This window comes from Klebsiella sp. CB_Kp196 (assembly GCF_040061575.1).
GTDB lineage: Bacteria > Pseudomonadota > Gammaproteobacteria > Enterobacterales > Enterobacteriaceae > Klebsiella > Klebsiella michiganensis.
Genome location: NZ_JBEAFH010000078.1, coordinates 1 through 26,769 on the forward strand (window position 1 = coordinate 1; position 26,769 = coordinate 26,769).

General features: G+C 61.2%; 19 protein-coding genes and 3 pseudogenes. 16 read left to right on the plus strand and 6 right to left on the minus strand.

Features of this window, described 5'->3' with window-relative positions; genetic code table 11:
- Positions 1-139 precede the first annotated feature (139 nt).
- Positions 140-1,720: a rhodanese homology domain-containing protein gene (locus tag ABLU87_RS26050; protein ID WP_048262449.1), complete on the minus strand. Its 1,581-nt coding sequence runs from the start codon at positions 1,718-1,720 to the stop codon at positions 140-142.
- Position 1,721: 1 nt separating this feature from the next.
- Positions 1,722-2,318, minus strand: coding sequence for a cysteine dioxygenase (locus ABLU87_RS26055; RefSeq protein WP_049080532.1), 597 nt, complete (start codon positions 2,316-2,318; stop codon positions 1,722-1,724).
- Positions 2,319-2,631: 313 nt separating this feature from the next.
- On the opposite strand from ABLU87_RS26055, the gene ABLU87_RS26060 reads away from it, so the two are divergent.
- The 7 genes and pseudogenes from ABLU87_RS26060 (at position 2,632) to ABLU87_RS26090 (ending at position 9,667) form a co-directional block, all read left to right on the plus strand.
- Positions 2,632-3,525: a LysR family transcriptional regulator gene (locus tag ABLU87_RS26060; RefSeq protein ID WP_032694743.1), complete on the plus strand. Its 894-nt coding sequence runs from the start codon at positions 2,632-2,634 to the stop codon at positions 3,523-3,525.
- A gap of 145 nt (positions 3,526-3,670) precedes the next feature.
- A pseudogene (locus tag ABLU87_RS26065) lies at positions 3,671-4,775 on the plus strand (LLM class flavin-dependent oxidoreductase).
- Positions 4,776-4,809: 34 nt separating this feature from the next.
- Positions 4,810-5,898, plus strand: coding sequence for an acyl-CoA dehydrogenase family protein (locus ABLU87_RS26070; protein ID WP_047725015.1), 1,089 nt, complete (start codon positions 4,810-4,812; stop codon positions 5,896-5,898).
- Positions 5,899-5,909: 11 nt separating this feature from the next.
- Positions 5,910-6,884 (plus strand): ABC transporter substrate-binding protein, encoded by a 975-nt coding sequence (locus ABLU87_RS26075; RefSeq protein WP_014229686.1) that lies wholly within the window; start codon positions 5,910-5,912, stop codon positions 6,882-6,884.
- A complete protein-coding gene (locus ABLU87_RS26080; protein ID WP_014229685.1) occupies positions 6,884-7,909 on the plus strand; it encodes an ABC transporter substrate-binding protein in 1,026 nt (341 codons plus the stop codon). Before ABLU87_RS26075 ends, ABLU87_RS26080 begins: the two co-directional genes overlap by 1 nt.
- Positions 7,890-8,885: an ABC transporter permease subunit gene (locus ABLU87_RS26085; RefSeq protein ID WP_172869757.1), complete on the plus strand. Its 996-nt coding sequence runs from the start codon at positions 7,890-7,892 to the stop codon at positions 8,883-8,885. Before ABLU87_RS26080 ends, ABLU87_RS26085 begins: the two co-directional genes overlap by 20 nt.
- Positions 8,879-9,667, plus strand: a complete 789-nt coding sequence (locus ABLU87_RS26090) for an ATP-binding cassette domain-containing protein (protein ID WP_014838728.1) — start codon at positions 8,879-8,881, stop codon at positions 9,665-9,667. The genes ABLU87_RS26085 and ABLU87_RS26090 overlap by 7 nt, the downstream gene beginning before the upstream one ends.
- Before the next feature lie 145 nt (positions 9,668-9,812).
- Here ABLU87_RS26090 and ABLU87_RS26095 read toward each other — a convergent pair whose 3' ends face one another.
- Positions 9,813-11,966: a TonB-dependent siderophore receptor gene (locus ABLU87_RS26095; protein WP_049103308.1), complete on the minus strand. Its 2,154-nt coding sequence runs from the start codon at positions 11,964-11,966 to the stop codon at positions 9,813-9,815.
- Positions 11,967-12,391: 425 nt separating this feature from the next.
- Between ABLU87_RS26095 and ABLU87_RS26100 the strand changes: the two genes are divergently transcribed.
- The 8 genes and pseudogenes from ABLU87_RS26100 to ABLU87_RS26135 all read left to right on the plus strand — a co-directional run bounded on the left by ABLU87_RS26100 (position 12,392) and on the right by ABLU87_RS26135 (position 19,547).
- Positions 12,392-13,213: an ABC transporter ATP-binding protein gene (locus ABLU87_RS26100; protein ID WP_042945333.1), complete on the plus strand. Its 822-nt coding sequence runs from the start codon at positions 12,392-12,394 to the stop codon at positions 13,211-13,213.
- The gene (locus ABLU87_RS26105) at positions 13,210-14,235 is read left to right on the plus strand and encodes an iron ABC transporter permease (RefSeq protein ID WP_014838725.1); all 1,026 of its coding nucleotides are present in this window, start codon (positions 13,210-13,212) and stop codon (positions 14,233-14,235) included. The genes ABLU87_RS26100 and ABLU87_RS26105 overlap by 4 nt, the downstream gene beginning before the upstream one ends.
- Positions 14,232-15,285, plus strand: a pseudogene (locus tag ABLU87_RS26110) (iron ABC transporter permease). Before ABLU87_RS26105 ends, ABLU87_RS26110 begins: the two are co-directional and overlap by 4 nt.
- Positions 15,279-16,249, plus strand: a pseudogene (locus ABLU87_RS26115) (iron-siderophore ABC transporter substrate-binding protein); the annotation flags it as partial. The pseudogenes ABLU87_RS26110 and ABLU87_RS26115, both read left to right, overlap by 7 nt.
- Entirely contained in the window at positions 16,246-17,145 is a 900-nt protein-coding gene (locus ABLU87_RS26120; RefSeq protein WP_014838722.1) for a MurR/RpiR family transcriptional regulator, read from the plus strand. The pseudogene ABLU87_RS26115 and the gene ABLU87_RS26120, both read left to right, overlap by 4 nt.
- A 95-nt stretch (positions 17,146-17,240) precedes the next feature.
- Complete coding sequence (locus tag ABLU87_RS26125) at positions 17,241-18,008, plus strand: basic amino acid ABC transporter substrate-binding protein (RefSeq protein WP_004851663.1); 768 nt, start codon at positions 17,241-17,243, stop codon at positions 18,006-18,008.
- 65 nt (positions 18,009-18,073) lie between these two features.
- The gene (locus tag ABLU87_RS26130) at positions 18,074-18,841 is read left to right on the plus strand and encodes an amino acid ABC transporter permease (RefSeq protein ID WP_004102832.1); all 768 of its coding nucleotides are present in this window, start codon (positions 18,074-18,076) and stop codon (positions 18,839-18,841) included.
- Complete coding sequence (locus tag ABLU87_RS26135) at positions 18,825-19,547, plus strand: amino acid ABC transporter ATP-binding protein (RefSeq protein ID WP_025108184.1); 723 nt, start codon at positions 18,825-18,827, stop codon at positions 19,545-19,547. The genes ABLU87_RS26130 and ABLU87_RS26135 overlap by 17 nt, the downstream gene beginning before the upstream one ends.
- Before the next feature lie 100 nt (positions 19,548-19,647).
- On the opposite strand, the gene ABLU87_RS26140 is transcribed toward ABLU87_RS26135, so the two are convergent.
- The gene (locus ABLU87_RS26140; RefSeq protein WP_116279900.1) at positions 19,648-20,853 is read right to left on the minus strand and encodes an MFS transporter; all 1,206 of its coding nucleotides are present in this window, start codon (positions 20,851-20,853) and stop codon (positions 19,648-19,650) included.
- A gap of 282 nt (positions 20,854-21,135) precedes the next feature.
- On the opposite strand from ABLU87_RS26140, the gene ABLU87_RS26145 reads away from it, so the two are divergent.
- Complete coding sequence (locus tag ABLU87_RS26145) at positions 21,136-22,287, plus strand: M20 aminoacylase family protein (protein WP_025108182.1); 1,152 nt, start codon at positions 21,136-21,138, stop codon at positions 22,285-22,287.
- 271 nt (positions 22,288-22,558) lie between these two features.
- On the opposite strand, the gene fdhF is transcribed toward ABLU87_RS26145, so the two are convergent.
- Entirely contained in the window at positions 22,559-24,709 is a 2,151-nt protein-coding gene (gene fdhF / locus ABLU87_RS26150; RefSeq protein WP_047723678.1) for a formate dehydrogenase subunit alpha, read from the minus strand.
- Between the two features lie 236 nt (positions 24,710-24,945).
- Complete coding sequence (locus tag ABLU87_RS26155) at positions 24,946-26,028, minus strand: malate/lactate/ureidoglycolate dehydrogenase (RefSeq protein WP_042945327.1); 1,083 nt, start codon at positions 26,026-26,028, stop codon at positions 24,946-24,948.
- Between the last annotated feature and the right edge of the window lie 741 nt (positions 26,029-26,769).

Consider the following 26,769-nt stretch of genomic DNA (forward strand, 5'->3'; position numbering starts at 1 on the left):
AGGCGCTTGCGCCGCCCCCGGGAGCAGAGCGCAGTGCGGCATAATTTCCCGGAGGTGATGCTGCGCATCAGTCCGGGCTACGGTATGGCAGACGGCAGTGAGCCCGTAGCCCCGCTAAGCGCAGCGCGAGCGGGGGACATCACAATACTTTAAACCCGTGCGTGCCATCGCGCTTCAGCTGTTCAACCAGGCCGAACTCCCAATCGAGGTAGGCCTGCATTGCCGCGGGTGAGTTATCGGTACCTTCATACGGGCGCTGATAGCGATCGCTGCGCGGTGTCGCCAGATGCGTCTCGCCATGCTCCAGCTCCAGCCCGGCGTCAATCCACGCCAGCGTGCCGCCGCTCAGCAGCTGCACCGGTTTACCGGTTAACGCCGCAACCTCAGGCACCGCGTAGCGGGCCAGCAGGCTGCTGCCGCAGGTGACAACGTAACGCTCGGCGGAAGGCAGCACCTCCAGCGCCTGGCGCAGCTGTGAACGCACCAGCCAGTAAGCGCCGGGAATATGCCGGGCGACGTAGTTGGCGCTGGTGGTAAAGTCCAGCACCACGGTTCCCGGCTCCCTCAGCTGTGCCGCCAGCTGATGCGGGGCAATCTCCTCCGCCTGCGGACCCGGCGGTACGCGGCCTGCGGGGGTACCGCGCTCGCTAAAATCTTCCGCGCGCGCATCGCGTAATACCGCCACTTCCCACCCCATCTGCGCCAGCCAGGACGCCGTTATCGGCGCGCGTATCTCGTCATCGGCAATCAGCACAATGCGCGCCCCGCGCACGCTGGCGAAATGGTCGGTTTCCTGCACCAGCTGCCCGCCGGGCGCGCTAACGCTCAGCGGCAGATGGCCTGCGGCGTACTCCTCCGGGCTGCGGACGTCGAACAGGTAAGTGGTGCGGGCGGGCTGCCGCAGCCAGCGCTGAAGGGTTGGGCTGTCTATAAAGGCGACGCCGGCGCGCTCCGCCAGCTGCCTCACCGCCGCCGCGCGTTCGGCTGGGGCGCGAAAATCGGCGTCATAACGCCGCTGCTGGCCGCGCTCAAGGTCAAACCCGGCTAAGGTCCAGCCGATGGTACCGTTGCGCAGCGCGTAGACCGGATTGGGCAAACCGGCATTGCGCAGCGACTGCGTGCCGATAATACTGCGCGTGCGCCCCGCGCAGTTGACGATCACCGTCGCCTGCGATGACGGAATCAGGCCCTCAATGCGCAGCGCCAGCTCCCCGCCGGGCACGCTGATGCTGCCGGGAATATTCATGGTGTGATACTCATCGAAACGGCGCGCGTCGACGACAACCACCTCCTGTTGACCATCGAGCAGCGCCTGCACTTCCCCGGCGCTCAGCGAGGGGGTATGCCGCTCGCTCTCCACCAGCTCGCCGAACGCTTTGCTCGGCGAATTCACATCCTGGAACAGCTCTCCGCCGCTGCGCTGCCACCCCGGCAGGCCGCCTTCCAGCAGGGCGACATCTTCGTAGCCCCAGCTCTGCAGGCGCTCGACGGCCCGCTCCGCCAGACCTTCGCCGCCGTCATAGACGGTAATCGGCGTCGTCAGGCGCGGCACGCGCCGAAAAATATCCAGCTCCAGCTTGCTGAGCGGCAGATTAGCGGCAAACAGCGGATGGCTGCGGGCAAAGTCGGCCTCTTCGCGAACGTCGATCAGCGCCAGCTCGGCGCCGTCAAGCAGCGCCTGGCGCAGCTGGGCGGCCGGGCGATAAGAACAGGTGGGCATATTAATTATCCTTTGAGAGATCCCAGATATTGGGTAAGTGGCGGTTGGAGTAGCCGGAGACAAAAGGTTTGACGAGGCCTTCCGGGGTATAAACCGCTCGCCTGACGCCGCCGATATTGCCGCCGTAAACGTGAATACTGATCGAGACGCTATCCGCGAGAGCGTTGCTCACCCGGTGAATATCGCCGTCGCGCGAAGAGACTTTTTCCACTTCGCCTGGGGAAAGGCGTTCAGCAAGGCCGCTGACCACCGGCTGGCCGCGCTCGTCCAGGCGGTAGCGCTGATTCTCCTCCGCGCCCCGCAGCATGCCGATGGCGCCCCACACCCGATGATCGTGAATCGGCGTCGATTGCCCCGGCCCCCAGACGAAGCTGACAATGGAAAAACGCTGTCCGGAATCGGCATGCAGCAGATACTGCTGATAGTGGTGGGGATGCGGCAGGGTGTACTCCTCCGGCAGCCAGTCATCCTTTTTCACCAGCGCGGCCAGGCGCAGGGCCACGGCGTCGAGCAGGGGCTGTTCATCGGTAAATTCGCGATGCAGGGCATCAAGGTCTTGAATAAACTGGCGTAATTTTTCCACTCGCGGTGCGGTCATGGTCGCTTCCTGTTGTCGGGACTGGTCTTTACGCTAGCAAAGGCGTTAATATAATTAAAATGCAATTTCAGCATATATTAATATGCAAAAATAACATTGATAGCCTACCCATCAAGCGTCATTGGCGTAGACAGTTTGAACACGGCCAGCGCGGAAGAACCGGAGCGTACACGTAGTACGTGAGGATTATTCGCTACGCTCCCCCTTCGGGCCGCCCTGAAGGCGTTCAAAACTCTATGAGTTTTGTCTGAGCACTGCCCAGGTTCAAAATGGCAAGCAAAATAGCTCTGATGGGCCAGGCTTTAAGGACGCTATGCGCATCGACGACATTGACGCACTGCTGGCCACCGTGCAGTTCTCCTCGCTTAACCAGGCCGCGGAATATCTCGGTATTACCCAATCGGCGATTACCCGTCGTCTGCAGCGTCTTGAGCAAACCCTCAACGTAACGCTGCTGGAGCGTCAGACCCGGCCGCTCACCCTGACCGCCGCCGGGCACCGGGTTTACGAGCAGTGCCTGAGCATCAAGCGGGAGACCAAAAAGCTGTACGGCCTGCTCGACCCCGAGGCCGAGCCGCACGGTATCCTGCGTCTCGGGGTCCCGCAGAGCGTGGCGGAAATTGCCCTGCAGCCGGCGCTGAGCGCGCTGCGCCAGCAGTTTCCCGCCCTGCGACCGCAGGTGACCTGCGGCTGGAGCGGGCTGCTGCAAAAGCGCCTTGAAAGCGTCGAGCTGGACGGCGTGCTGGCGATGGGGCCGGAACAGCAACGCTTTGCTGAGGGCTACGGCGGGCGCCTGCTGTGCCCGCTGGATATTGTGGTGATTGCGGCTAAAAGCTGGCGTCTTCACGCCGGGGCGCTGCGCGACTGCGCGGAAAAAGGCTGGGTGCTCAATCCCGACGGCTGCGGCCTGCGGGCCGGGCTGATCCGCGAGCTGCAGTCCCAGGGGCTGCGTCTGGCGCTGAATGTCGAGACCGCGGGCGCCCAGCTGCAAATCAGCCTCGTGGCGCAGGGGCTGGGGCTTGGCCTGGTGCCGCGCGCCGCGCTGGCCGCCAGCCCGTGGCGCGACGAGGTGACGGTATTGACGCTGGCGGATTTCCAGCCCGAGGTGCATCTGTGGCTGGTTCACGCGCAGAATCTGGCCAATCTGAGCCAGCCGCTGACTTTTTTCGCCGGCAAAGTCGTTCAGCAGCTAAACGTATCTGGCTGAAACGTATATATAATTTTTATAAATGCTTATCTCGCATATTAAGATATGATAAAAATGCATTTTGTTCATTAAGAGCCCGTGTATAGGGTAATGAAAACGCGCCGCCGCGGCGGCCCACTCATTATCCTGCTACAAGGAGTTCTGCATGAGCATTCAATTTCTCGGCATGATCGGCCACCGCCTGTCGTCGGAAACCATCGCCCCGGTCGGCCCGATTTTTGACCGCGATTACATCGTGCGTTTCGCGCAAACCCACGAGGCCGCCGGGTTTGACCGCCTGCTGGTGGGCCACTGGTCCGATCAACCCGACGGATTCCTGGTGACCGCGCTGGCGGGTCTGTCGACGCAAAAGATCGGCTTCCTGTTGGCTCATCGTCCCGGTTTTGTCTCGCCGACCCTCGCCGCGCGTAAGTTCGCTACCCTTGAACACCTGCTGGGCGGCCGTCTGGCGGTACATATCATCAGCGGCGGCAATGACGCCGAGCAGCGCCGCGACGGTGATTACCTCGATCACGACCAGCGCTATGCGCGTACCGATGCCTTCCTTGAGACCGTCCGCAAGGTATGGACCGCCGAACAGCCGGTGGATATCACCAATGACTTTTATCAGGCGGAACAGGCGTGGTCGGCCATTCGCCCGCTGCAAAAACCGCATATCCCTCTCTATTTCGGCGGTTCGTCGGAAGCGGCCATCGCCGTGGCCGGCAAGCACGCCAACGTCTTCGCCCTGTGGGGAGAGTCGCTGGCGCAAACCGCGGAAACCATCCAGCGCGTGCGGGCCGAGGCGGCGAAACATCAGCGCGAAATCGACTTCAGCGTCTCGTTCCGGCCGATTATCGCCGCGACCGAAGCCGAGGCCTGGGAGAAAGCCGAGCATATCCTGCACGTAGCCACCGAGCGGGCGGCGCAGAGCGGAGGCGGTTTCAAAGCCAAGCCCGACAGCGTCGGGGCGCAGCGTCTGCGGGCGACGGCGGCGCAGGGCAAGGTGGTGGATAAACGCCTGTGGACCGGGATCGCGCAGCTGGTAGGCGGCGGCCACAACTCCACCGCGCTGGTGGGCACCCCGGAACAGGTCGCCGACGCGCTGCTCGACTACTACGACCTCGGCGTGCGCAACTTCCTGATCCGCGGATTTGACCCGCTCAACGATGCTCAGGAGTACGGTAAAGCGCTGCTGCCGATCGCCCGCGAAAAAGCCGCCCTGCGCGCCGTGGCGGAGCGCGCCTCGTGATCGGTCAGACAAGCGATGACTGGGCGCGGCGGTTGACGGAGGTACGCCAGCTGATGGCGGAGCAGGCGGCCAGTCTCGACGCCAGCGGCGACTTTCCCCGCGACAATATCGACCGTCTGCGCCAGCGCGGTTTTTTAAGCCTCGCCGTGCCGCAGCAGTACGGCGGGGCAGGTGCCGGCTTAGCCGAGCTTCAGCAGGCCATTGCGGCCATCGCCTGGGGCGAACCGGCGACGGCGCTGATCGTCTGCATGCAGTACCTGCACCATCTGCGGCTGGCGGAAAACGAGAACTGGTCCGAGCCGCTGCGCCAGCGGGTTTTTCACGATGCCGTCGAGCGGGGAGGCTTGATCAACAGCCTGCGCGTGGAGCCGGAACTGGGCTCCCCGGCGCGCGGCGGCCTGCCGCAAACCGTGGCGACCCGCCGCGCGGAAGGGTGGCAGATTAACGGCCATAAAATCTATACCACCGGTATTGAGGGGCTGAGCTGGCTGGCCATCTGGGGCCGCAGCGACGACGCTCCGCCGCTGGTCGGCACCTGGCTGGTGCCCCGCGACAGTGAGGGCATTACCGTGGTGAACAGCTGGGATCACGCCGGAATGCGGGCAACCGGCAGCCACGAAGTGGTGCTGAACAACGTCCGGGTGGCTGCAGAGCACGCGGTGGACGTGTGGCCTGCCGATGCGCCTCCCGCGCCGGATGCGGAACAGTTTCGTCTGTTTGCCAACCGCCATACGGCGCTGCTGGCGGCGATTTACGACAGCATCGCGCGGGCCGCCCGCGACTGGCTGGTAACGTGGCTGGGTACGCGTATTCCGGGCAGCCTTGGGCAACCCCTTTCCAGCCTGCCGCGGGTGCAGGAAAAAGTCGGCCAGATTGACGGCTGGCTATTGGTCAATCGCACTCTGCTGGAAAAGGCCGCGCAGCTGGGCTTTTCCGCCATTGAGGCGAATCTCGCGAAAGTCACGATTACCGACAACGCCATTCAGGCGGTGAACCTGGCGCTGGAGCTGACCGGCAACCATGGCCTGAGTCGGCAAAATCCTCTGGAACGCCACTATCGCAACGTGCTGTGCGGGCGGGTACATACCCCGCAGAGCGACAGCGCGTGGCTGGCGGCCGGCAAACACGCTTTTCAAAAATAAGGATAATTCATATGCGCAGACTTAATTTTACCGGTTTAGCCGGGGTGGTTATGCTGCTGGCCCTGAGCGGCTATGCGGCGGCTCAGGAGCGAATCACCCTGCGAATCGCCGATCAAAAAGGCGGCATGCGTTCGCAGCTGGAGGCAGCCAACGCCCTGCAGGATCTCCCTTACGAGATTAAATGGGCCGAGTTTCCGGCCGCCGCGCCGCTGGCGGAAGCGCTTAACGCCGGGGCGGTGGATGCGGGAATTATCGGCGATGCGCCGCTGCTGTTCGCGCTGGCTAACGGCGCGCCGGTTAAAGCCATCGCCGTCGATAAAAGTAACCCGGCCGGCACCGCGGTGCTGGTCTCGCCCGGCAGCGCGTTGAAAAGCGCCGCGGATTTAAAAGGCAAACGCATCGCTACCGGTAAAGGGTCGATTGGCCACTTTGTGGCGCTGAAAGCGCTGGAGCAGGCGGGAATTTCGCCGAAAGAGGTGCAGTGGGTGTTTCTCGGTCCGGTGGACGCCAAAGTGGCGCTGCTCAACGGTTCGGTGGACGCCTGGGCGACCTGGGAGCCCTATACCACGCAGCTGGTGAAGACCGCCGAGGGGCAGATTCTGGTCAGCGGCAAAGGGCTGCTGCCGGGTAACACTTTCCTGGCGGCAACCGATGATGCCCTTAAGGATCCGCAGAAGCGCGCGGCGCTGCAGGATTACCTCAATCGCCTGGCCGGCGCCGAGCGCTGGGCCTACGCCAATCTCGATAGCTACGGTAAAACGCTGGGGGAAATTATTCGTTTCCCGGCGGATATCGCCCGCGCGCAGTTTGCCAATCGCCAGTCGCAGTGGCTGCGTCTGGACGCGAAGACGGTCGCTCAGCAGCAGTCGACGGCTGACTTTTACCTCGCCAACGGGCTGATCCGCGCAAAGCTGGACGTGACGCCGACGTTTGATAACGGCTTTAGCGTGCCTGCCGCGCAGGCCCATGCGGAGGTGTCGCCATGATGACATCTCGCCGTCGTTTCTTACGCTTGACCGGCAGCCTTGCGCTGGCCGGGGCCTCTCTGCCCCTTTGGGCTCACGATATGGCGGCCATGGCGAGCGGTGAGGAACACCCGGCCCTGCGCCTGGCGCAGCCGTACAAAATCAAGCTGGCGATTAACAAAAGCGCGGTGTGCCTGGCGCCGGTTGCCGTCGCGGAGCAGCAGAAGATCTTCAGTAAATACAATCTCGACGTGGAGTTCGTTAACTTCGGCAACTCGACGGACGTGCTGCTGGAGGCGATTGCCACCGGCAAGGCCGACGCCGGCGTCGGGATGGCGCTGCGCTGGCTGAAGGCGCTGGAGCAGGGCTTCGACGTGAAGCTCACCGCCGGAACCCACGGCGGCTGCCTGAACCTGCTGACGGCGAAAAACTCGCCGTTCGGCGGCCTGGAGAGCCTGAAGGGGCAAACCATCGGCGTCACCGATATGGCCGGGCCGGATAAAAACTTCTTCGCCATCTTGCTTAAGCGCCACGGCATCGATCCGATAAGCGATGTGCAGTGGAAAGTCTATCCGGCAGATTTACTCAGCGTGGCGCTGGATAAACGCGAAATTGCCGCCATCAGCGGCAGCGAACCCTTCAGCTATCGTCTGCTGGCAACCGGTAAATATCAGCTTATCGCCAGCAATATGACCGGCGATTACGCTAACCTGAGCTGCTGCGTACTGGGGGTCAGCGGTAGCCTGGCGCGCGATCATAAACCGGCCGCCGCCGCGCTCACCCAGGCGATTCTTGAGGCGCACAGCTATGCCGCCGCGCATCCGGAGAGCGTGGCGCAATCCTTCCTCGCCCATGCGCTGAATACCAATGAGGCGGAGGTCAGCGGCATTCTCCACGGCCAAGGGCACGGCCATCATGCGGTGGGCGAGGCGTTTGTCAAAGAGCTGACCCAGTACGCCGTGGATCTTCAGCGGGTGCAGGTCATTAAACCGGGAACCGATCCCCATCAGTTTGCGGAGAGCATTTATGTCAACGTTTTCGCCTGAACGGGTGCTGACGCGCCCGGCAAGCGGCAGGCCGCGGTGGAAGGAAGGCTGGCTTGCCGCCGCGCTATGGTTGCTGGGCGGCCTGTTTACCCTGGCCTGGCCCGATGCCGGGCGGCGCTGGCCGTTTAGCGAAGGGTGGGCGCTGGCGCAGTTCACCCTTGGCGGCGGACTGTTGCTGCTGGCGCTGAGCTACCGCTACTGGCGGCAGTGGGGGACTCGTCTGCAGCATGCCGGAAAGTGGCTGGCGCTGCTGCCGCTGCTTTTTGCGCTGTGGGAGGGACTGACGGCCAAGACGGCGTTTCTGCCGGTGCCGTTTTTCGCGCCGCCGCAGGCGCTGATTGAGGTGCTGCACGATGACTGGCCGCGCCTGCTTGATAGCCTTCTGCATTCGCTGGGGCTGCTCGGGCTCGGGGTGCTGCTGGGCACCAGCTGCGGTTTTATCAGCGGGCTGGCGATCGGCTGGTCCCAGCGGATCGGCTACTGGGTGCATCCGGTGTTGCGTCTGCTGGGGCCGGTGCCGTCCACCGCGCTGCTGCCGCTGTGCCTGTTTATCTTCCCTTCCAGCTTCGGCGCCAGCGTGTTTCTGATCGCGCTCAGCACCTGGTTCCCGGTGACCGTGCTGACCTGGTCCGGGGTTATCGGCATCGATAAGGCGTGGTATGACGTGGCGCGAACCCTGGGCGCCAGCCAGCGTTTCCTGATCCTGCGCGTGGCGATCCCCGCCGCGTTGCCGAACGTTTTTGTCGGCCTGTTTATGGGGCTTGGCGCATCGTTTTCGGTGCTGATCGTCGCCGAAATGGTCGGCGTGAAATCCGGTATCGGTTTTTATCTCCAGTGGGCGCAGGGCTGGGCGGCCTATCCCAATATGTACGCGGCGCTGCTGGTGATGGCGCTGCTCTGCTCCGGCCTGATTAGCGGGTTGTTTATGGTCCGCGACCGGCTGCTGAGCTGGCAGCGGGGAGGGATGCAATGGTAACTGCGAACGCCACTTCTCAGGCGGCATCGACCGGCGCAGCGGTGTCGATAAGTCATCTGCATCACGCTTTTAGCCTTGGCAAACAGACGGTGCCGGTGCTGGAGAATATCAGCCTGCAGCTGCGGCCCGGAGAGAGCGTCGCGCTGCTCGGTCCTTCGGGCTGCGGTAAATCCACTCTGCTGCGGCTGCTGGCGGGACTGGAGCCGCAGCAGGCCGGGCAAATTCAGATTGATGAGGCGGCGATGGGCGGACCGGGGCCCGAACGGATACTGGTGTTTCAGGATCCGACCCTTTATCCGTGGCTGACGGTGCGGCAAAACGTGCTGCTGGGACCGCAGGCGCAGGGGAAAAAGGGGCTTGAGCCAAAGGCCGACGCGCTGATTTCGCGCATGGGGCTGCAGGCGTTTAGCGAAGCGTGGCCGCGCCAGCTTTCCGGCGGGATGGCGCAGCGTGCGGCGCTGGCCCGGGCGCTGCTGAATGAGCCGCGTCTGCTGCTGCTCGACGAGCCGCTGGGCAAGCTGGATTCCCTTACCCGCATCAGCATGCAGCGGGAGCTGATCGCCCTGTGGCAGCAGCAGGGCTATACCAGCCTGCTGGTTACCCACGATATCGAAGAGGCGCTGCTGCTGTGCGATCGGGTGTTAATCATGTCGCCGCGACCGGGGCGGATTATCGCCGAGTTTGCGCTGCCGCTGACGTATCCCCGCCATCGCGACAATCCGCTGCTGCTGCAGCATCGGCAGGATATTTTGCGCATTCTTGGCCAGGGGGAGGACTGGTAAGGCAAGGCGTTATCCGGGGCGTGCTGATTCTGACCGTTCGGCGGGGATTCCCGGGGGCGGGGCGGTAGGGCCGCGCCTTGCCCGGGCTACAGTGTGCTAGCCCGGATAAGGCGCCGCGCGCCGCGATCCGGGACAGGGATGAGGCTTAAAAATCCATCTTCACCGTAAACTGTACTTCCCGCGGATCGCCGATCTGGTTACCGAGGTTATTGGTGCCGATGGAGGAGGTGTAATAGGTCTTATCGAACAGGTTCTTCACGTTAACCTGCAGGGTCACCGGATATTGCAGCTTCATCTTATAGGCCGCAAACACATCCGCCACCGCATAGCCCTGCAGATAATAATCCGCGCCGTTGGTGCCGGAACGTTTGCTCACCGCGCGACCGCCGCCGCCCACCGTCAGCGTATTGCTGTCGTAGACATTGTGAATGTCGTAGCTCAGGAACAGCGAACCGGTGTGTTTCGGCACGTTCGGCAGCGGTTTGCCTTTGTAATCCGGATCGTCGGTGACCTTCGCATCGGTATAGCCGTAGCTGGCGATAACGCTCAGGTTATCGGTCAGCGACCCGGCCACGTCCACTTCGACGCCGCGGGAGCGCACTTTACCGGCGGTTTTTGCCACCGTCTCATCGCCCACGGATTCCGTGTAGAGGACGTTGCGCTTATCAATATCAAACAGCGCGATATTGGCGGTGACGCCGTTGAACAGATCGAACTTCGCGCCCAGCTCGTAAGACGTCGACTCTTCCGGCGGCAGATTGCCAATATAGCTGGCGATAGAGGACTGCGGCATAAACGACTGCGCCACGTTACCGAACAGCGAGACGGACGGCGTCAACTTATACACCAGGCCCGCTTTCGGCGTCCATTTCTGGTCGCTGCTGTCGGTATTGACGTTAAACGGGCGGCCCTTGCCGGCGTACTGGGTGTAATACTGATAGCGCACCCCGGCGACGGCAATCCACTTATCGGTAAGATAGAGCGCGTCCTGGAGGTAGCCCGCGTAGCTCTCCTGCTGAATACGCTGGTCGCTGTCGGATGCCGAAACGCTGGAGCATTTGCCAACAGTGCCGTAGACCGGATTATAGATATTGAAACCCTTGACGTTCTTACAGCGGATCATATCGGTGCGCAGCAGATCGTAATTCTCGTAGGCCAGGCCGGTGAGGATCTCGTTGTAGAAACCGCCAATGACCACGTTGCCCTGTAAATCCGCCCGCGTAGTGTGCATTTTCTGGGTGGAACCGTGGGTGGCATCGACGCGGCGGGTCAGGTTGCCGGTCGCCGAGTCGTAGGCCATTACCCGGGCCTGATCGTCGTTGTAATGATCCTGGCTGTAGCTGTAGTCGAAGCGGGCGGTCCAGGCGTCGCTGAGACGGTATTCGGCATTCAGCTGCGCGAGATCGGAATAACCGTCGGTAATATTAAACGGTTCATCAAAACGCGTTTTGCGATCGACGTTCACCGCATGGCCGGTGTTCAGATCGAAGATGGTGCCGCGATCGAATGGGGTACTGTAGTCACGGTGCGAATATGAGACGTTCACCGTCGCCCGCTCGCCGAACCAGGTCAGGGAGGGGTTAATAAAGCTGCTCTTCTCTTTGCCGAAATTACGCCAGTAATCTTCATGCTGATATTCGCCAATTACCCGATACGCCAGCTGAGTCCCGTCGATGGGGCCGGTGACGTCAAACTGGCCGGTACCGCCGCCAAAGCTGGTGGAGGTGGCGGAGACGGAGCCGCCGAAGCTGCGCTCCGGGCGTTTGGTCACCACGTTGATTAATCCGCCGGGGTCGAGAATACCGTACAGCGTTGAGGCCGGGCCTTTGAGCACTTCGACGCGTTCGGTGGCGGCGGTGAAGCTGCGCGGCAGCACGGTGCGCAGGCCGTTGGTCATGATTGAACCATCGCGGTTAGCGCCGAAGCCGCGGCGGGTGAAGGCGTCCTGGGTCCCGCCGAGGGTATTGGTTTGTACCACGTTGGCGACGTTATACAGCGCTTCGTCGAGGTTCGTCGCATGCTGATCCTCGAGCACCTGCTCGCTGACGGTATTGACCACCTGCGGAATATCCAGCATCGGCATGGTAGTCAGCGTGGCGGTCGAGGTATTGACCGGCTGATATCCCTGGGTAGCGCGTTGCCGAGTGCCGTCGGCCACGACCGTTATGGTCTCGTCAGCGGTTTTCTTTGTTTTATCGGCGCTATTAACCGCTGCCAATAATCCCGGTGAGGTGAAAAAAATCAGTGAAAAAAGCGCACGCCCTTTTAATGCCGAATAAGGGACATTGAGTGGAATCATTTTTGTGTCTCGTGAACGAACCTCGCCTTTGCGGAGAGGTAAAGCCAATAAAATCATTGCCCTGAAAAATAAACCTGGCTGTTTTTTACGCCGCAACGCGCGCCAGATATGTAATTGAGAATCATTCAATCATGAAGGCATGTAGTAGTAAACGTTATGTAAGATAAAAAACTGACGAAACAAATAATCAATCAATTAGCGAGGAATGGGCTGGGTGAAAATTTCATATGTTATTGTTTTAATTGATGATTAAAGTCGTTTTATGTTGTGCGGGTTTTGGTAGTAAACCCGCGCGGCCGGCGCCGTCATAGGGTATTGACTACTACATTCATCCACCGCATGATCAAAAGAGAATGAGATTTATTTTTGTTTGAGTGCGGAACGAGCGGGCCTGGCGCCACGCCGTTGCGGCGCAGGAGCGAGTTATGCCACAGCGGGTGTTGCCTGCAGAGCAGGGGATCGTCCTTGATTCCCTGTCGGCCGGATATGGCCAGACGCTAATTGTCGACAATATTCATCTGACCATCCCCCACGGGAAAATGACGGTACTGGCCGGCGCCAACGGCTCGGGGAAATCGACGCTGCTGTCGACTATCGCCCGGATGCTCAAGCCGCTGGGGGGCTGCGTACGCCTGGACGGCGAGGTGATTCACCAGATGCCGACCCGGGAGGTTTCCCGTCGGCTGGGCATTCTGCCGCAATCGCCGCTGACCCCGGAAGGGCTGACGGTTTTTGAACTGGTTTCGCGCGGGCGCTACCCCTGGCAGGGGCTGATGCGACAATGGTCCGAGGCCGATGAACGGGCGGTAGAAGAGGCGCTGCGGCTCACCGGTACCGCAGAGTTTGCCCACCTGACGGTTGATAGCCTCTCCGGCGGCCAGCGCCAGCGCTGCTGGATCGCGATGGCTCTCGCCCAGCAAACGGCGACGATTCTGCTGGATGAGCCCACCACCTGGCTCGATCTGCGCTATCAGGTCGACATCCTTGAACTGCTGCAAACCTTAACCCGCGATCACGGCCGCACGGTGGTCACCGTCCTGCACGACCTGAACTTCGCGGTGAACTACGCCGACCTGCTGGTGTTTCTTAAAAAAGGCGCGATCGCCGGGGTAATTAATGAACAGGAAATCTGTACGCCGGAGCTGATCAAAACCGTCTTTGACGTGGACGTGCAGATGTCGCTCAACCCGCAGACCGGTAAGCCCTTTTTTATGCCGTTCCGCGCCCGTGAGGAGAAGGCGTTATGAGCGCCTCCGCGCTGCTGCCGCCGCGCCGACAATCCCGCCCCCGGCTGGCGCTGGTACTGCTGAGCCTGCTGCTGCTGGGCGGCTCGCTGGTGCATCTCGGACTCGGCGCGCGCTGGATTGCGCCGCAAACGGTGCTGCAGGCGCTGCTCCATTACGATCCGCGCAATTTTGACCACCGAATTATTGTCGATTTACGCCTGGTACGTCTCGCGGCGGCGCTGCTCACCGGCGCGGCGCTCGGCGTGGCGGGGCTGCTGCTGCAAACCGTGATCCGCAACCCGCTGGGCGAGCCGCATATTCTCGGCCTTAACGCCGGCGCTTCGCTGGCGGTAGTGGCGACATCGGCGCTGGGAATCAGCCTCGGCGGCGTGGCGTTAGCCAGACCGCTCACCGCCGCCTGCGGCGCGGCGCTGCTGTTTGGCGGCGTGATGCTGCTGTCGTCGTCCGGGCGGGGCGGCGTCACGCCGCTGCGCATTACCCTGTGCGGGGTGGCGCTGTCGGCCTTTGCCTCGGCGGTCACCGCGGCGATTCTGATCCTCGATGAACAAACGCTGCTGGCGATGCGCACCTGGCTGGCGGGCGATCTTGCCGGGCTGAACTGGCAAACGCTGCGCGCTGCGCTGCTCCCGGCGCTGGCGGGAGTGACGATCGCGCTGGTCATCGCGCCGCGTCTTAACGTGCTGGCGCTGGGCGATAAGGTCGCGCTGGGGCTGGGGGTAAAGATTGTTCAGACCCGCCTGCTGGGGCTGACCGCCATTGCGCTATTGTGCGGCTCGGCGGTGGCGGTGGCCGGGCCGATCGGCTTTGTCGGGCTGGTGGTCCCCCACGCGGTGCGCCGGCTGATTAGCGAAGATATTCGCCTGGCGCTGCCGCTGGCCGCTCCGGTTGGCGCTCTGGTGCTGCTGCTGGCGGATATCGCCGCTCGTACCCTGGTTGCGCCCCAGGAGCTGGCAACCGGCGCGATGACCGCGCTGGTGGGGGCGCCGGTATTTATTTTTATCGCCGCGAGGTTTTTTAAATGAAAAGCGCCGTCCGTCGCGCCGGCTTTCGGCCGCTGACCTGCGGCCGCTGGCACATTCTGCTGCGCCCTGCGGCGGTAAGAATCGCCGCTGTCGCGCTGCTCGTCATCCTGCTGCTGGCGCTGTTTGGCCTGACCCGCGGCAGCTTCCCGATGCCCTCCGGTACCCTGTTCCGTGCGCTGCTGGGGGCGGATAACGTGGGCGATCAGCAGCGATTTATCCTCTTTGATATCCGCCTGCCGCGGCTGTTTATGGCGCTGCTGTGCGGGGCGATGCTCGGTCTGGCCGGCGCGGCGATGCAGAGCATTACCCGCAACGGTCTGGCGGATCCCGGGCTTATCGGGGTGAAGGAGGGGGCCAGTATTGTCGTTCTGGCGCTGGTGCTGTTCTTCCCGGCGGTGGGCCTGGTCTGGCGGCCGCTGGCGGGAATGCTCGGCGGCGTGCTGGTGGCGCTGCTGGTTCTGGCGCTGGCCCGCGACTGTTCGCGCCCGCGCTTTATTCTCATCGGCATCGGCGTGTCGTGGACGCTGGCGGCGGCGGGGGGGAGTTTTTTTGACCACCGCCGACGTGCGCGATGTACAAACGGCGATGATCTGGCTGGCGGGCAGCCTGCACGCGGCGACCTGGCCGCTGTTGGCCGTCGCCTTCTGCTGGGCGCTGCCCGGGGCGCTGATCCTTTTTTTGACCGCCAGGGCCGCCGATGCGGCGCTGCTCGGCGACCGCACGGCCATTGGTCTCGGCGTACGCCTGCAGCAGCTAACCCTGCTGCGCTTTTTCGCGCCGGTGCTGCTGACCTCCGCCAGCGTTTCCTGCGTCGGAAGCCTCGGCTTCGTTGGCCTGATGGCGCCGCATATGGCGCGGTTTCTGCTGCGCGGCGGCCAGGTGGCGCTGCTCTGCGGCAGCGCGTTGGTTGGCGCGCTGCTGGTGTTAGCCACCGATACAATTGGCCGACTGGCTTTCGCGCCGCTGCAGATCCCTGCAGGGATCGTGATTGCGCTGGTCGGCTGTCCGTTTTTTATCGTTCTGCTCTGGCGTCGCCGTGACGCCCTGTAAATCAAAAAGGATCGCTATGCGTTGGTTCGTTTCTCTGCTGGTGCTGTTGGCGGGCGTCGCCTCGGCCGCCGATACGCAAACCTTCACCGATGATTTGGGTCGTACGGTGACCGTTCCGCTGCACCCGCAGCGCATTGTGTCGCTGCACGATCTGGATATCACCATCCCGCTGATCGAGCTTGGCGTCCCGCCGGTGGCCAGCCACGGGAGGACGCGTCCGGACGGCAGCCACTTTTTACGCGCCAGCGCACAGCTGACCGGCGTTGATTTCGATAACAGCGCGATTCGGTTTATCGGCACGGCGGATATCGATCTCGAAGCGGTGGCCGCCGCGAAACCGGACCTGATTATTACCGAGCCCAGCCGCCACGTTTCGGTGGAGCAGCTGGAGAAGATTGCGCCAACGGTCAGCATCGATCACCTGCAGGGCAGCGCGCCGCGCATCTACCGCAAGCTGGCGCAGCTCACCGGCACCCAGCCGCGGCTCTTAATCCTCGAACGCCGCTATCAGGCGCAGATAGCCCAGCTAAAGGCGATGGTGGATACGCAAAACATCGTAGTCTCGGTGATTCAGGCCAACAACGGCAAGGTTACCGTGCATCACGCCTATCATGCGCTGGGACGCGTGCTGCGCGATGCCGGATTCCGCTTCCCACCGCTGATTGACAACATCCCCGATGGCCAGCGTATTGACGTCAGCGCCGAGCAGCTGCCGGCGCTGGATGCCGATTTCGTATTTGCCACCTGGCGTTCCGATACCGGCGGCAGGCCGCAGGATGAGCTGCAGGCGATGGAGGGCGTGATGCCCGGCTGGTGCGACTTTATGCGCGCCTGCCGCACCGGGCGCTATATTCTGCTGCCGCGCGAGGAGGTTATCTCTAACTCCTACGCCGCGCTGTCGCTGATGGTCGCCCAGGTACAGTCGCACATTGCCGGTCGTCCTTTGCCCGAGGGGCTGAAATGAAAACGGTGGTCAAAAGAGAGAAGGGGCGGGTTGACCTGTTCGGCGAACGTTTTCGCGCCCGCGCGCATCAGCTGTCGCCGCGTCTGCTGGCGGTGGTGAGCTATATCAACGAAAACCGGGAAGCGGTGCTGGAGCGCACGGCCATGGAAATCGCCGCCGCGACCAATACCTCGGACGCCACGGTGGTGCGCGCCATCCAGGCGCTCGGCTTCGCCGGACTGCGGGAGCTGAAGCAGACCATGGAGCGCTGGTTCGGCCCGTCGGCGACCTCGTCGGAAAAAATGATCTCCACGGTGAGCGCCTTATCCAGCGACGTCAATTCGAGCATCGATTTCGTGCTGGAAGGGCATCAGCGGGCCTGCGAAGTGCTTGCGCGCCCCGACAACCGCGCCGCGGTGGCCCAGGCGGTGGCGCTGCTGACCGACGCGCGCCAGGTGGGGATTTTTGGGATCGGCGCCTCGGGCATTCTGGCGGAGTATACCGCCAGGCTGCTGAGCCGCATCGGCCTGCCTTCGTACGTAATGAACCGCACCGGGTTTAGCCTCGCCGAGCAGCTGATCGGCCTGCAGCGCGGCGACGTGCTGATTATGATGGGGCAGAAGTCGCCGCACCGGGAGGGGATGACGACCCTGCGCGAGGCCCGCCGTCTGGGGATCCCGACGATTTTACTCACCCAGGCGCTGGACTCCCGCTTTAGCCAGGAGGCGCAGGTGGTCATTGAGGTGCCGCGCGGCGGCGATAATGGGCGGGTGCCGCTGCACGGGACGGTGCTGGTTTGCCTGGAGATGATCGTGCTGTCGGTCGCCTCCACCGCGCCGCAAAAAACGGTGAAATCGATGAAGCGGATCAATGAATTGCATCGGGCCATCGGGAAATCCGGCGGTAAACGAAGCTAAACGGCAGATAATTTACCGTCGGGAAGGTTTCCGGTTGCATGCCATGCTGACAGTGTGTATTTTTATGCAAAATTAATGCATAAAACGGAGTTGTCATGGTTAAGAAGTGGATGAAAGCATGCTGCCTGGTGGCGGCGATGATCGGCACCGCCCACGCGGCTCAGCAAACTTACGTGGTGGGATCCGGCGGAACCTATCGCCCGTTTGAGTTCGAGAACAGCCAGAAACAGCTGGAAGGTTTTGATATCGATATCATCAAAGCGATCGCCAAAGCGGAAGGCTTTGATATCAAACTGGTCAATACGCCGTGGGAAGGGATCTTCGCCACCCTCAACACCGGCGACCGCGACATTATTATCTCCGGGATCACTATCACCGATAAGCGTAAGCAGATGGTGGATTTCTCCGCCCCTTATTTCCCGGCCGAGCAGTCCATCGTCGTGCCGGCGGATTCAAAGGTCTCCTCCCTTGAGGCGCTGAAAAACGAGAAAGTCGGCGTGGTGAACTCCAGCACCGGCGATATCGTGGTTTCCGACGTGCTGGGCAAGAACAGTACCGCGATCAAGCGTTTTGATAATACTCCGCTGATGCTGCAGGAGCTGTTTGAAGACGGCGTGAGCGCGGCGGTCGGCGACGTCGGCGTGGTGAAATACTACATCAAACAGCACCCGGAGAAGCAGTTCAAGCTGGTGCCGGATGCCAAATTTGAGCGCCAGTATTTCGGCATCGCGGTGGCGAAAGGCAACAGCGAGCTGCAGGCGAAGATCAACGCCGGTTTACAGAAAATCATCGCTGACGGCACCTACGCCAAAATCTATAAAACCTGGTTCGACGAGAACGTCCCGACGCTGCCAGCGCAATAATTCGCATTTTTATTTTCATCACGGCTATCGACTCTGGCGATAGCCGTATTTTTTAGGGAAGGGCTATGACGGGATTCCGTTGGGAGATCATTGAGGAGTACGGTCCGCTGTTTATGGACGGTGCCCTGATGACCATTAAATGTACCATTATCTGCGTGATCCTCGGCACCCTGTGGGGGCTGACCCTCGGGCTGGGGCGGATGGCGAAAGCCGAGCACGGGGTATGGAAATACGTTCTGCGTTACCTGGTGCAGTTTCCGGTGCGCTTTTACGTCAGCGCGTTTCGCGGTACGCCGCTGTTCGTGCAAATTATGGTGGTGCACTTCGCGCTGGTGCCGCTGTTTATCAACCCGCGCGACGGACTGCTGGTGACCAGCGGCATGATGAGCGCTGATTTCGCTCGCGAGCTGCGCTCAAACTACGGCGCGTTTCTCTCCTGTATCGTGGCGATTACGCTGAATGCCGGGGCCTACGTGTCGGAGATCTTCCGCGCAGGGATCCAGTCGATCGATAAGGGGCAGATGGAAGCTTCCCGCGCGCTGGGAATGCCGTGGTGGAAAACCATGCGTCAGGTGATTCTGCCGCAGGCGTTTCGCCGCATTCTGCCGCCGCTGGGCAACAACGCTATCGCCATCGTTAAGGACTCCTCGCTGGCGTCGGCCATCGGTCTGGCGGATCTGGCCTACGCCGCGCGCACCGTTTCCGGCGCCTACGCCACCTACTGGGAACCCTACCTGACCATCTCCCTGGTTTACTGGGTTATTACTTTCCTGCTGGCGCAGCTGGTTAACCGTCTGGAAAAGAGGTTTGGCAAAAGTGATTCACATTCATAATTTACACAAGCGCTTCGGCGACAGCCACGTTCTGCGCGGCATCAGCTGCGACATTAAGCCGCAGGAAGTCGTGTGTATTATCGGCCCGTCCGGTTCCGGGAAAAGCACTTTTCTGCGCTGCATGAACGCGCTGGAAACCGTCAGCGAAGGCGAGGTTGAGGTAAACGGCTTCGCTGCCCACGATCGCGCCACCGATCTGAATAAGATGCGGGAAAGCGTCGGCATGGTCTTTCAGCGCTTCAATCTGTTCCCGCACAAAACGGTGCTGGAAAATCTGATTATGGCCCCGATGAGCCTGCGCGGCACGGCGCGCGCGGAGGCGGTGCGTCTGGCGGAAGAGCTGCTGGCGAAGGTCGGGCTGAGCGACAAGCGCGACGCCTGGCCCTCCAGCCTCTCCGGCGGGCAGCAGCAGCGGGTGGCCATCGCGCGCGCGCTGGCGATGAAGCCGTCGATTATGCTGTTTGATGAGCCCACTTCGGCGCTCGATCCTGAGCTGGTGGGCGACGTGCTGGAGGTGATGAAAAACCTCGCCAGCGAAGGGATGACCATGGTAATCGTAACCCACGAGATGGGCTTTGCCCGCGAAGTGGCCGACCGGGTTATCTTTATCGACCAGGGCATCATTCAGGAAGAGGGGAAACCGGCGCAGATCTTTAGCGCGCCGACTAACCCGCGCACCGCCGCATTTTTAAGTAAAGTGCTGTAACGGCTCCCGGCCCCGGCGCGCGACTGCGCTGCCGGGGAGAAGACCCTGCGCGGGCGATGAGGGCGCTTTCGTTCTGCCGAACCGTGACTGCCCTTAAGCGTTACCGCGCCGCCTCGCTAATATCATCCATCTCTTCTTCGCGCTCGCGTTCGTCCGCCAGCAGGGCTTTTTCGTTTTTACCCAGGCACTGAATCAGCAGGAACAGCGCGCCGCTGACAAACAGCGTCATCAGCAGACCATCATACCCCGCGACGCTGATCAGCAATCCGCTGACCACCGGTCCGGCGACGCTCCCCGCGGACCAAAAGAATCCCAGCAGGGCGTTGATCATAATCAGCTTCTGCCCGGAGAAGGTCTTCCCGGCGCGGACCAGCGACAGGGTATAGAGCGCCCCCGCCGCGGCGCCGAGAAGCAGGCAGCCGACAATCAGCTGGATATGCGACGCCAGCAGGAACGGTAAGGCCAGCAGGGCGAGGCAGAAGACCACCGCGCAGGTCAGATGTACGCGGCGGATACCGAAGCGGTCGGCAATCCAGCCCAGCGGCGCCTGGAATACGGCATCGCCGGTTAATACCACGGTGACCAGCAGTACCGCCGTCACTTCACTCAGCCCTTTATCCATACCGTAAAGCGGCAGCAGCGCCAGTATGCTGGCATCAAAAAAGGCGAAGCAGAATACGCCGGAAGCCAGTACCGGCAAAAAGGCGCCGAGGCTGCGCCAGCTGGCGCGTTCCGCCAGCCGTTCGCGGCTGCCGGAGGGCAAATGGCGGAGCATCAGCAGACAGGCGAAGGTCACCAGTCCGACCAGCAGCAGAGTCCATGATTGATACGCTTCTCCGGCGGAGATCAGCAGCGGCCCCGCCAGCTGGCAGCCGGTAAAGGCGGAGGCATAAATGCCGGTCAGGGTTGCCCGGTTTTTACCCGCCGCGCCGCCGGTGATCCAGCTTTCGCCAATGACGATAATCACCCCTGACGCCAGGCCGGTCACCAGCCGCGGCAGCAGGAGATGAACCATATCAAACGACAGGCAGGAGGCGATGGTTGCCGCCGCCAGCGCCACCAGGCTGACGGAGAGCAGAAGCCCCATCTCGAAGCGCCGGCACAGCGCGGGCGAGAGGAAGGAGGAGATCATCATCCCCGCTGGCGGTAGCGCGGCCAGCAGGCCGACGTAAACGGTATCAATCTGCTGCTGCGCCAGCTCCAGACTGATTAAGGGCACCGTGTATCCGGTGATAAATCCCACTAATGAAGCCGCCATGATCATCGCCAGCGTGGGGGCAAGACGATTCTGCTCTGGGTTGAACATTTTATTTCCGGTTAAGGAGGTCTGTAGAGTGAATTATTCGGCAAAACGCCAGTATAGCTGCATAATAATTAATCGCACGCCTTATGTCACCGTTGATATGACTACAAAAAAACGCAGTGCAGGCGGGATGCCGCGCAAAGGCGCGTTGGCGCAGGGTTTGGCGGCAGTTGTCAGTGAGCGGGCGAAAGGATATAACCAATAGGCTAGCGGGTTACCTGTAGCCCTAACGTATTGCATAAAACACTCGTTCAGCGCTGAAGCTGTGCAGGAAAGGAGTAAGACATGGCTGTATCCCCTTCACTGATCGCCGAGGCCATTCGCTGGCGACGTGATTTTCATGCTTGCCCTGAGCTGGGGTATCAGGAACAGGAAACCTCTCGGCGGGTCGCTGAACTGCTCGCTTCATTTGGCCTTCAGGTGCATAGCGGTCTGGCGGGTACCGGCGTGGTCGCGACCCTGGAGAACGGCCCGGGTCCGGTAATTGGCCTGCGGGCCGATATGGATGCGCTACCGATCACCGAGCAGAGCGACGTCGACTATAAATCGCGTAATCCGGGCGTGATGCACGCCTGCGGCCACGACGGCCATAGCGCAATGCTGCTGGCGGCAGCGGCGCATCTGGCGCAAACCCGCCGCTTTCGCGGCACCGTTCACTTTGTTTTCCAGCCCGCTGAGGAGAACCTGGGCGGCGCGCGTAAGATGGTGGAAGAGGGGCTGTTTGCGCGCTTCCCGATGGATGCCATTTACGCGCTGCACAACTGGCCGGGTATGCCGCTGGGCCAGGTGGCGATCGGCAGCGGGGCGATGATGGCCTCTCTCGATGCGTTTGAAATTACCCTGACCGGCAAGAGCTGCCATGCGGCGATGCCGGAGCGCGGGGCGGACCCGATTGTCGCCGCGGCGCAGCTGATTATGGCGCTGCAAACCATTCCGTCGCGCCGCCTGTCGCCGCAGGAATCCACGGTGGTAAGCATTACCCAGATTTCCGGCGGGGAGGCGATCAACGTGCTGCCGGATAAAGTGGTGCTGCGCGGAACCTTCCGCTGTCTGAATAACCAGGTGCGTGAGCGGGTCAGGGGGCTGATTGAAAGCTATGTCGCCGCCCAGCCGCAGGTATCAGACGTGGAAGGCAAAATCGCCTGGTATCCCGGTTATCCCGTCACCACCAACCACCCGGCTGAAGCGCAAAAGGTTCGCGAGGTGGCGACCGCGCTGCTGGGGGAATCGGCGGTGAGCTGGAACGGCAATCCCTCTATGGCCTCGGAAGATTTTGCCTGCATGCTGGAGGCCTGCCCGGGCGCCTATTTCTGGATTGGCACCGATGGCGAGACGGCATCAAAGCCGCTACATAACGCCGGATATGATTTTAACGATGCGCTGATCCCGCACGGCGTGGCGCTGTGGACGGCGCTGGTGGAGAAACTGTTGGCGTAAGAGACCGATCCCGGAGGCGATGCTGCGCATCTGTCCGGGCTACCGGCCCGCAGACGGCACTGAATCTGTAGCCAGGGCAAGGCGCGTTGCGCGCCGCCCCCGGGAACAGAGCGCAGAGTAGCTGAATTTCCCGGAGGCGATGCTGCGCATCTGTCCGGGCTACCGATCCGCAGATGGCGGTGAATCTGTAGCCGGGGCAAGGCGCGTTGCGCGCCGCCCCCGGGAGCAAAAGTGGATATGTGGGGAGATGCGCGCATCTCCCCGCGGTGTTTTACACGTTCACCGCCGCTTTCAGGCGGGCTTTCATCTCACTATAGCTTGTCCAGGCATACTGCTCGGCCCAGCGCTGATCCGCGATAGCCTCCACCTTCACCGCGCAGTATTTGGTTTCCGGCGTTTTCGAGATCGGGTCGAGATTATCCTGCGTCAGCTCATTACAGGCGCCGACCCACCATTGATAGGTCATATACACCGCGCCTTCGTTAATGCGATCGCTGATGTCGGCGCGGGTAATCACCTTACCGCGCCGCGAGCTGACCCATACCAGCTGCTGGTCGGCGATTCCGAGGCGCTGCGCGTCGGCGCGGTTGATTTGCACCCGGCCCGGCTCATCGGCAAGCGATTGCAGGGCCGCGCAGTTGCCGGTCATCGAACGACACGAGTAGTGGCCGACTTCGCGCACGGTACAGAGCACCAGCGGATACGCTTCATCCGGCGTCTCGGCAGGCGCGCGCCACGGGGCGGCGAACAGCTGGCCTTTGCCGGTTGGCGTATCGAAGAGGTTATCTTTATACAGCCACGGCGTACCGGGGTGATCCAGCGTCGGGCACGGCCACTGGACGTGGTTCATATCGCCCATTTTCTCGTAGGTGACGCCATAGAACAGCGGACAAAGCTCGCGCATTTCGTCCCAGATCTGCTGGTTGTTATCGTAATGCATCGGGTAGCCCATTTCGCTGGCCAGCAGGCTGATGATTTCCCAGTCGCGCTTAACATTACCGGTGGCGATAATCGCCTGCTCGAAGCGCTGGAAGCCGCGGTCGGCGCAGGTAAAGACGCCGCCGTGTTCGCCCCATGAGGTGGCGGGCAGCAGCACATCGGCGATTTCGGCGGTTTTGGTCATAAAGATATCCTGCACCACCACAAAATCGAGCGCTTCAATCCCCTTACGCACCAGGCCTAAATCGGCTTCGGTTTGCAGGGGATCTTCACCCATGATGTAGTAGGCTTTGATTTCGCCAGCCAGCGCTTTGTGCGGCACTTCGGTGATCCGGGTACCGACCTGGTCGTCCATGACAGCCGGGTTAACGCCCCATGCTTTGGCAAACTTATCGCGAACGCTGGCGTCGGTGACGTCCTGGTAGCCCGGGAACATATTCGGCAGGACGCCCATATCGCAGGCGCCCTGGACGTTGTTTTGTCCGCGTACCGGACCCACGCCGACGTTGGCGCGTCCGAGGTTACCGGTTAACAGCGCCAGGCTCGCCAGCCCTCTGACGACGTCCACCGCCTGGCCGAACTGGGTGACGCCCATGCCCCACATAATGGTGGCGGAAGGCGCGGCGGCAAACATGCGCATCGCCTGGCGAATTTCAGCGGCCGGCACGCCGACGATCCCTTCGACGGCTTCAGGGGAATAGTCTTTCACCGTTTCGCGATAGGCGTCCAGCCCCTCGGTAAAGCGGTCGACGTAGTCGTGGTTATACAGATCCTCTTCCAGCAGCACGTGGGCGAAGGCGTTGACCAGCGCCATATTGCTGCCGTTATTGAGCTGCAGATGGCGATCGGCGATGCGGGCGGTTTCGATACGGCGCGGGTCGCAGACGATGATTTTCGCCCCGTTTTCGCGAGCTTTAATCACCCGGCGGGCGACGATAGGGTGGGAGTCAGCGCAGTTATAGCCAAAGACCAGCAGACATTTCGAGTTTTCGATATCGCTAATCGAGTTGCTCATCGCGCCGTTACCGAGTGCCAGCTGAAGCCCGGCTACCGACGGGCCGTGGCAGACGCGGGCGCAGCAGTCGACGTTGTTGGTGTGGAGCACGCCGCGGGCGAATTTCTGCATCACATAGTTGGTTTCATTCCCGGTACCGCGCGATGAACCGGTCGTCATAATGGCGCGCGGGCCGTGCTTCTCCTTTATTTCACGCAGTTTATTCGCCGTATAGCGGATAGCTTCCTCCCAACTGACCGGGGTGAACTTACCGCCTTTCTGATAGCGAATCATCGGTTGCTGCAGACGCGGCGTCAGTAGCTGGGTGTCGTTGAGGAAATCCCAGCCGTAATAGCCTTTCAGGCACAGCTGATTTTGGTTGGTGACGCCATCGGCGGCTTCGGCACGGAGAATTTTATTGTTTTCGACGACCAGCTTAAGTTTGCAACCGGCCCCGCAATAAGGGCAAACGCTCGTGATTTTTTTCATCAGTAACAGACCTGTTAACAGAGAATAAACAACAACGACAGACCGGGCCCGGCCCGCCTTTGTCAGGGCGTCATGAGCCAGCGCACCGGCAAATGACGGGAGCGTTATGCATACGCTGTGCCAAAACTTAACTTATTGAATTTGTATAGAATAGTTGATCAGGCGGGGCGGGGCGGCGGTGATGTCGACATTAATGACGATGACATGACGCCCGTTCGGGCGTCATCGAGGAAAAATCAGGCCAGCTTCTGGCGCAGCTGCGCGAGGGTGTCGGCGGGTAAACCGACTTCTTCGGCGGCGGCGCAAATCGCCTGCCAGCTGCCGGCGTCCAGCGGTATCCCCTGCGCCAGACGCTGCTGGCGGTTAGCCTCTTCCCACTCGCCCGGGGCCAGAATCGGCGCGTCCGGGTCGTGCGGCGACCGTTTACACCAGTCGATAAACGCTTCGGTCTCGCGCTGCATATCCGGCGCATCGAACGCTTCCGGGCTGAGAATAATGGTGGTCATGCAGTTGAAGATAGCGTCCACGCTGCCCTGCAGCGTCTCCTGATGCGAGGTTTTACCGCCGGATACCGCGCCGCCGATAATTTCGCACAGCGTCGCCAGCGCGTAGCCTTTATGTTCGGCAAAGGTCAGCAGCGCCCCCAGCGGCGACGTCTGCATCACCGCCGGGTCGGTAGTGGGGACGCCGTGAGCGTCGATCAGCGACCCCGCCGGTACCGGGACGCCTTTATGCCAGGCGACGCGGGTTTTACCGAAGGCGATGGCGCTGGTGGCGTAATCCAGCAGCAGCGGCGGATGGCCGGCGCGCGGGAACACCACGCACAGCGGGTTAGTACCGAAGCGGCTGTCTTTCCCACGGAACGGGGCGACCATCACGTTGCCAACGACGTTAACGAAATGGATAGAGATCATTCCGGCGGCCGCGCACTGTTCCGCCCAGTAGCCGATGCGGCCAATATGGTGCGCATTGCGCAGCGCCACGGCGGCCATACCGTGCTCTCTGGCTTTCTTAATGCCGATCTGCATGGCTTCATGGGCCACCACCTGGCCGAAGCCGCCGTTGCCGTCCAGCGTGACCACCGCGCCCGCGTCTTTCATCACGCTGGCGTGGCGATTGAGCTGGAGATAACCCTGCGCGTGGGAGCGTACGTAGCTTGGGATCATGCCGACGCCGTGGGAATCGTGCCCGGCCAGGTTAGCGGCAATCAGATGGTCGGCGATAAGCGATGCTTCGGTGAGGGAGCTTCCCATATGGGTGAAAAGGGTTTTAACAAATTGATGCAGATCCGTGGCCTGGAAGCGATGTCCTGTTTGCACTGATTCTCTCCTGTGATTGGGTTGCGAATTCTTGTTTTAGTGTGTTTGCATTTCCATGCTGCGCTGAGCCACGGAGAAGATCAAGGTTTTGAATCTGTGACGGTAAAGAGAAGGGCTGAGGGGGAAAGTGCAGCGTTGAGGCCGGGCAGTCTGGTTATGATGTGAGGGATCATTAACGCTGAATGCTCTCTCTGGCGACTTGACTGGGATGGCTCACAGTAGAAAGACGCTGTCTCTCTCTGTCTACGGGGAGGGCGCAAGGAAGGTTATAGGACATGATATGAGTGAGAGGCATTATTGTAAGTTGTGTTTTAATATATCCGCTGAATGAAATGCCGCTATTTCTTTTTCTCTCAGCGCGAATCTATACATTGTCCGGTTTAACCATCGATACCGGATATTTGGCAGATATTATTTGTGAGTTTTATATTAATCCTAGTAGCCATTAATTATAGCCATATTAAAATCCACTACTGGACTTTTTCATGGCCGGTAAACGATAAAAAATAATTTATTTCTTACGCCCCTGCTCGCGCGCTTTTCAGTATCCGGAATGACCAGTATTTGCGTTACATATTGATTTGCATCAATCAATGCTGCCTGTTCAGATATGAATTTAATTCACATTTCTCTGTCAGGTATACATCCTGCCTTTATTGTAAGCAAATGGTTGTTATTACATACCGGCTTTGTTTGTCTCATGCGTTTCATTTTTACATTTGCCTTAAGATGCCTGAGGAA

Coding starts and splice junctions, on each gene's coding strand:
- ABLU87_RS26125 (WP_004851663.1), top strand. CDS start 17,241: ATGGTTAAGAAGTGGATGAAAGCATGCTGCCTGGTGGCGGCGATGATC.
- ABLU87_RS26145 (WP_025108182.1), top strand. CDS start 21,136: ATGGCTGTATCCCCTTCACTGATCGCCGAGGCCATTCGCTGGCGACGT.
- ABLU87_RS26060 (WP_032694743.1), top strand. CDS start 2,632: ATGCGCATCGACGACATTGACGCACTGCTGGCCACCGTGCAGTTCTCC.
- ABLU87_RS26090 (WP_014838728.1), top strand. CDS start 8,879: ATGGTAACTGCGAACGCCACTTCTCAGGCGGCATCGACCGGCGCAGCG.
- ABLU87_RS26050 (WP_048262449.1), bottom strand. CDS start 1,720: ATGCCCACCTGTTCTTATCGCCCGGCCGCCCAGCTGCGCCAGGCGCTG.
- ABLU87_RS26140 (WP_116279900.1), bottom strand. CDS start 20,853: ATGTTCAACCCAGAGCAGAATCGTCTTGCCCCCACGCTGGCGATGATC.
- ABLU87_RS26095 (WP_049103308.1), bottom strand. CDS start 11,966: ATGATTCCACTCAATGTCCCTTATTCGGCATTAAAAGGGCGTGCGCTT.
- ABLU87_RS26130 (WP_004102832.1), top strand. CDS start 18,074: ATGACGGGATTCCGTTGGGAGATCATTGAGGAGTACGGTCCGCTGTTT.
- ABLU87_RS26100 (WP_042945333.1), top strand. CDS start 12,392: ATGCCACAGCGGGTGTTGCCTGCAGAGCAGGGGATCGTCCTTGATTCC.
- ABLU87_RS26085 (WP_172869757.1), top strand. CDS start 7,890: ATGTCAACGTTTTCGCCTGAACGGGTGCTGACGCGCCCGGCAAGCGGC.
- ABLU87_RS26055 (WP_049080532.1), bottom strand. CDS start 2,318: ATGACCGCACCGCGAGTGGAAAAATTACGCCAGTTTATTCAAGACCTT.
- ABLU87_RS26070 (WP_047725015.1), top strand. CDS start 4,810: ATGGCGGAGCAGGCGGCCAGTCTCGACGCCAGCGGCGACTTTCCCCGC.
- ABLU87_RS26105 (WP_014838725.1), top strand. CDS start 13,210: ATGAGCGCCTCCGCGCTGCTGCCGCCGCGCCGACAATCCCGCCCCCGG.
- ABLU87_RS26080 (WP_014229685.1), top strand. CDS start 6,884: ATGACATCTCGCCGTCGTTTCTTACGCTTGACCGGCAGCCTTGCGCTG.
- ABLU87_RS26120 (WP_014838722.1), top strand. CDS start 16,246: ATGAAAACGGTGGTCAAAAGAGAGAAGGGGCGGGTTGACCTGTTCGGC.
- fdhF (WP_047723678.1), bottom strand. CDS start 24,709: ATGAAAAAAATCACGAGCGTTTGCCCTTATTGCGGGGCCGGTTGCAAA.
- ABLU87_RS26075 (WP_014229686.1), top strand. CDS start 5,910: ATGCGCAGACTTAATTTTACCGGTTTAGCCGGGGTGGTTATGCTGCTG.